Genomic DNA, 3,847 nt, shown 5'->3' on the forward strand with positions numbered 1-3,847 from the left:
TGGCCATCAGGAGAAATACACGGTAGCGTCACCGACAGAGTGCGGACGCATCCGGATACCACCACCGAGGACCAGCTTCTGCCGGCCTGCTCCGGTCGATCGGCGCACTGCCGACCAGAGAACATCCTATCAGTCGGGGGCTGTCGGCGGGAGGGAGCGCCTCGGGCGTGATCGGCGAGCAGCGGCCGTGCGGTCAGAGGTCGAGGGTCGCGCGCGCGGCGTCCGTCAGCGCGCGGCCGTACGAGGGCCCGTAGCCGGCGGCGTGGACGGCGAGCGGATGCAGCTGGTGCAGCGGGATGCGGTCCTCCCAGCCGGGCCGGAGCGGGTGGGCGCCGTCGTAGCCCTCGTAGACGGCGGCGAGGAACGGGCAGCCGAAGAGCGCGAGCATCGCGAGGTCCGTCTCGCGGTGACCACCCGACGCCGCGGGGTCGATGAGCACGGCGCCGGCGGGCGTCCACTGCACGTTGCCGTTCCAGAGGTCGCCGTGGATCCGCGCGGGCGGGTCGTCGTCGTCGAGGTCACCGGCGGCGATCGCGTCGCACGCGTGCTCGACGAGCCGCAGGTCGGCGCCGCCGAGGTGCCCGCGTTCGGCGGCCCGGCGTGCATACGGCAGCACCCGCGCCTCGACGTAGAACGCGCCCCATTCGCGCCAGCCGTCGGGGCGCGTCGGCAGCTCCTGGTTGCCGAGGTAGGTGGGGCCGCTGTACCCGTCGGGCGGGACCCCGAACCCGGCGGCGCCCGCGTCGTGGGTCGCGGCGAGGGCGGCGCCGAAGGCACGGGCCTGCGCCTCGGTCGGCCGGGTGAGCTCGAGCGCCTCGAGGTCGATGCGGCCGGGCTCGACCGCGATCACGCGCACGACCTGGGCGCCGCCGGCCTCGGCCAGCCAGGCGAGCCCGGCCGCCTCCGCCTCGAAGAAGGCGGGAGGGGCGTCGCGGCGGCGCTTGGTGTGCACCCGGCCGCTCATCGCCCGACCGTCCGTCGGGCGTGTGCGGCGGTCATCCGAGCGCCGGCACCGCGGGAGGTGCGAACAGGCCGACCGAGGACCGGCGTCTCGCGACCACGGCGACGGTGAGCGCGAAGGCGACCACCGCGTAGACCGCGAGGGTCGCGATGCCGCCGGCGACGGAGGCGCCGCTCGCCCCGGTGATCACCGCCTGCATCGCGCCGACCGACGCGGTGAGCGGCAGGTACGGGCTCACCACCTGGTACGGGGCCGACACGAGCTCGATCGGGTAGAGCCCGCCGACCGCCACGAGCTGCGCCCCGAGCAGCACGATCGAGATCACGGTGCCGGCGCGGCCGAAGAGCGCGGTGAGCAGCTGGTGGACGGCGAAGAACGCCACCCCCGTGACCACGGCGACGAGCAGCGCGAGCGCGGCACGGTCCCACGGCAGCGCGAGCGTCGCCTGCAGGAGGGCGATCAGGAGCGCCGCCTGCAGGACCGCGAGCACCGCGCCGCGGGCCAGGGCGGATCCGACGAGCCGCCCCGAGCCGATGCCGGTCGCGAGGAGGCGCCTGCGGATCGCGCCGAACAGCAGCACGGCCGCGGACGCGCCGATCCAGAGGGACACCGGCAGGATGAGCGCCGCGACGATCTGGCCGATGCTCGTCGTCTCGTGCTGCCGGACGGCCGTGGCCTGCACGGGGTTCGCGACGACGTCCGCGATCTTCGCCGCCTGGGCGGGGGCGGCGTCGGGCAGCGCGTCGACCGCCTTCTGCAGGCCGCCGCCGAGCGAGGTGGCGCCGCTGCCGATCTTCGACGCACCCCCCTGGCTCGAGCGGATCCCCGAGGCGATCTTCGCGGCCCCACTGCCCAGCTGGTCCGCACCGGTGGCGATCCCGCGAGTGCCGGTGGCGATGGAGGAGGCGCCGGAGGCGCTCCGGTCGAGGCCGTCCGCCAGGGTGCCCACGCCGCTCGCGGCGGAACCGACACCGGAGACGAGCTTCGCTCCCCCGGTGGCGAACGGGCTGCTGCTGCGGCCGAGGGCGGCGATCGAGGACTGGAAGGTGGCCGCGCCGGAGATCCCCGCGGCGAGCTGCTGCTCGCCGGTGCCGGTCGCGGCCGTGTGCAGGCCGGCGCGGATCCGGAGCAGCGCCGCCTTCGTCTGCGGACTCAGCGTCGGGTCGCTGTCGATGACCTGCTGGAGGGAGTCGCCGGCGGAGCCGACGCCGGACGCGTAGGAGGAGAAGCCGCCCGGGAGCTGCTGCAGGCCCTTCGCCTTCGCGGCTGCGGTCGAGAGCCCGCCCGTCACGCCCCGGACGTACTGGCGCACCCCGCCCTGCAGGGTCGTGAGCCCCGAGGCCGCGCTGTGCGCACCGGCCGCCGCCCGGCCGAGGCCGCTCGCCAGGGAGTCGGTGCCGGAGCCGAGCCGGGTGGCGCCGCTGCCGAGGCCGGTCGCACCGGAGGCGATGCCGTCCTGCCCGCCGGCCAGCTTGCCGAGCCCGGTCGCGAGGGACCCGGCGCCCGCACCGAGCGTGCCTGCGCCGGTCGCGGCCGTGCCGAGCTGGTCGTGGAGGGTGCCGAAGCCGCCGTAGAGCCCCTTGATGACGCCTTCGGCGATGGTGCTGCCGAGCGTCGCGGTGAGCGAGGTGCCGAGCGACGAGGCGAGCTGGCTCACGACGTAGCCGTGCGCGTCGTCGGTGCGGATGGTGATGCGGGCCCGCGCGGGGTTCGTCGACGAGACGGTCGAGATCGACTTCGAGAAGTCCTCGGGGATGGTGACGACGGCGTAGACGTCACCCGAGTCGAGCAGCGCCTTCGCCTGCTGCTCGTTCGAGAGCCGCCACCGGATGGCGACCCCGCCGGACGCGGAGGCGGGCTTGGTGAGGTTCGTCACGACGAGCCGGCCGGCGGCGATGGTCGTCGTCCTCCCGTCCGCACCCTTCGTCTGGACGAAGCGATCCTGGTTGACGACGGCGGCGGGCACGGTCGCGGCGCCCGTGTCGGCGGACGCGAGCGCCCCGACGAAGACCCCGAGCACCAGGGCGGGCACGACGGCCGCCACGACGAGCAGCGCGATGCTGCGGAACGAACGGTTCATCGGGATGCGGGGACCTTCCTCGCGGGATCGGATGCGCCGAGCGGGATGTCGGCGGAAGCGGTGACGAGCACGGCGGCCGCGCCGCCGTCGGTGAGCTGGGGCAGTGCTGCTGCGAGCCGGCGCTCGGCCTCGCGGCCGATGTCGCCCGCGTCGAGGACGACGACCTCGGCGCCGCCGGCGAGTGCGGCGGCGGCGAGCACGACGAGGCGCTCCTCGGCGCCGAGGGCGCCGAGCGGGGTGCGGCGGTCGAGGCGGCCACGGGTGGCGGCGAGCGCGGGTTCGGCGGCGCGGATCCGCTCGAGCCAGATCGCCACCGACCCGCTGCGAGCCCGCCGCGGGGCCGCACGGAGCCGCTCGGCGATCAGCTCGCCGACGGAGGCGCCCGCCGCGGTGCCGTCGTCGAGCACCGGCGCGGCGAGGCGGCGCACGTCGGCGGCCTCCGACGGGGCCGGATGCCCGTCGATCTGCAGCCCCCCGCGCTCGGGCGCGAGGTGACCGGTGAGCGTCGCGACGACACCGCGGCGCAGCGCCGCGGGCACGGCGAGCGTCGTGATGCCACCGCGGCCCACCCGCAGGTCGATCGGGTCCGTGGTGAACGGGGCCGCGGCGACGAGGCGCTCCGCGGAGAGCAGCCAGCCCTCCTGGCCGGCGGCCCAGGCGAGCTGCGCGCGGCGGGCGGCGAGCCCCTCCCCCTCGATGTCGACCGACGGGAGGGCCCGGTCGAGCCACCGGGGCAGGTACCAGCCCGCCCTGCCGACGAGCAGCATGACGGCGGGCACGAGGGTCATCCGCACGAGGAACGCGTC

The 3,847-nt window shown here is 76.1% G+C and carries 2 protein-coding genes and 1 pseudogene; all 3 read right to left on the minus strand.

What is annotated here, in order from left to right:
- Window positions 1-193 precede the first annotated feature (193 nt).
- Window positions 194-964 carry a fructosamine kinase family protein gene (locus JWQ92_RS09125; protein ID WP_297344146.1) on the minus strand — a complete coding sequence of 257 codons (771 nt, stop codon included), beginning with the start codon at window positions 962-964 and terminating at the stop codon, window positions 194-196.
- Between the two features lie 31 nt (window positions 965-995).
- Window positions 996-3,041, minus strand: coding sequence for a YhgE/Pip family protein (locus tag JWQ92_RS09130; protein ID WP_297344147.1), 2,046 nt, complete (start codon window positions 3,039-3,041; stop codon window positions 996-998).
- A pseudogene (locus JWQ92_RS09135) lies at window positions 3,038-3,847 on the minus strand (MMPL family transporter); the annotation flags it as partial. The pseudogene JWQ92_RS09135 and the gene JWQ92_RS09130, both read right to left, overlap by 4 nt.

It is taken from the genome of Amnibacterium sp., from assembly GCF_025463795.1.
GTDB lineage: Bacteria > Actinomycetota > Actinomycetes > Actinomycetales > Microbacteriaceae > Amnibacterium.

Coding starts and splice junctions, on each gene's coding strand:
- JWQ92_RS09125 (WP_297344146.1), bottom strand. CDS start 964: ATGAGCGGCCGGGTGCACACCAAGCGCCGCCGCGACGCCCCTCCCGCC.
- JWQ92_RS09130 (WP_297344147.1), bottom strand. CDS start 3,041: ATGAACCGTTCGTTCCGCAGCATCGCGCTGCTCGTCGTGGCGGCCGTC.